General features: G+C 39.7%; 1 protein-coding gene. It reads left to right on the top strand.

From position 1 onward, the window contains the following. A partial coding sequence (locus F6J94_RS33575; RefSeq protein WP_293048222.1) for a hypothetical protein occupies positions 1 to 870 on the top strand: 870 nt, incomplete at its 5' end. Positions 871 to 1,773 lie beyond the last annotated feature (903 nt).

Below are 1,773 nucleotides of genomic sequence, written 5' to 3' on the forward strand. Positions count from 1 at the left end.
TGGATGACAGACGAAGAATTTACAAGGTACTTTGTCCAAAATTTACCAGACAAAGTGGATAAGGCAGTAATTGAGTTATGCGATCGCTTTTTAGAAAAAAGGAGGAGTCTTTCCTACGAACAACATCTCATTGCTTTTGCTAGTTTTGAACAGTTTCTCAGAGATCACACTATTCCCTATTCAATTCCCAGAAGTTTTGAGTATTCTGGACTTTCAAACTATCAAAGAGAAGAAGCCATTGTCGAATTCTTTAGAACTATCAAGCAAACTATCCAATTGCTTCCATGGAGTGAGCAATCAAAGTTGAGGAAGCAATCTCTGAGTAGCACCTGGAAGCAAAGGCAAAACCTTCAACCGAACAAAGAACTTAATTCTTTATCTCAAGATGCTTGTCTACGTTTGATTCAAGAAAAAGATAATTTAATTAATCTTTTAATTAGACAGGTAGAAACAGCGCTACAGCGTCCGAGTTTTTATGCAGAAAATTATCACAATGAGGGAAACACTATGTCTGAGCAGCCAATTAACAATGACCTCCGTGGTGCCAAATTTGGTGGTGGCTTCGCTAATAGAGATCAGTACGGTGGTACGTTAAACGACTATTCCAAAGACCATAATTTAACTGAGGCAGCAGCAGAAATTCAACAACTTTTAGAGCAACTGTCCCAAACTAACCCCACTTCAAGCAATGCTGAAAAAATGGCAGTGGTGGCTAAGGCGGTGGATCAGATTGAAGATAAACCCACCCTAAAACAAAGGATGATTAATGTCCTAAAAACGGGGGGAACAGAGGCATTTAAAGAGGCGGTAGATCATCCCTTGGTGAACGTTTTGTTGGCAGCTATTGAAGGTTGGCAGGAAGGTTCGTAATTCAGTTACTTATGGAACTCTGGTGCCCAAGTTAGCCACCACCGTACATTCGGAGCCATAAAACAGCATAAGTAAACATCATCACTAAGAAGCTACCGATGACTCACTACGTTAGGAATCGGTGCTTCTTGTGGAATATGCTGCCAATTACTCAAGAATGGTAGCAACACTGCTACCAATAACCTTGGCATTCAACAGACATGGGCAGTACTTGATTCGAGCCAGTGACGTCCTGCTGGTAAGCCAGGCGCTCTACTAAAGCCCCGTGGAAAGGATGGCAGTTGCTCCCCGCGCCCCACACTTACCATATTTACCACACTTTAAACCCTACCACGCCTGCCTCTCTTTCCCTGTTCCCGTCTTGATGCAGTCGCTCATGGGGGAAACCCCCAAGACCGCGCTGCATCGCTATTCCCTGTTCCCTTTTCCCTTGTAGATAAAGGGATAAACTATCGAATTTTCTATCATCAGATTTTTTTTTATCTAATTTTGATATAGTTAAAGTTTTAGTTAGTTTGCCTTGAATTTGATAAATTTTAGCTGAGTTAGATCTAAACTGATAGTCGAGACAATAATTAAGTACTAACTACTAAGAGTTATTTGAAATATTAATTACTTAATTTCAGGTTAAAACTATGAAGATTCGATAGGTTATTTGATGGTGTTATTTTTTGAATAGTTAAGAGGTAAATCATTACTTATTTCAGTCTAGCAATCCGTGTACAAATTGTGATTATTTTTATTCCCTAATCCCTAATCCCTACTCCCTAATCCCTACTCCCTACTCCCTGTTCCCTGTTTCCTGTTCTTTTTCCCTGTTCCCTTTGCTATAGCTGGATTCTTGATTCCTTGAATCATAGTTTATAAGTCCTCTTACTTAAGCAATTACTACGTTAATTGATA

Origin of the sequence: Moorena sp. SIO1F2 (assembly GCF_010672755.1) — a bacterium.
GTDB lineage: Bacteria > Cyanobacteriota > Cyanobacteriia > Cyanobacteriales > Coleofasciculaceae > Moorena.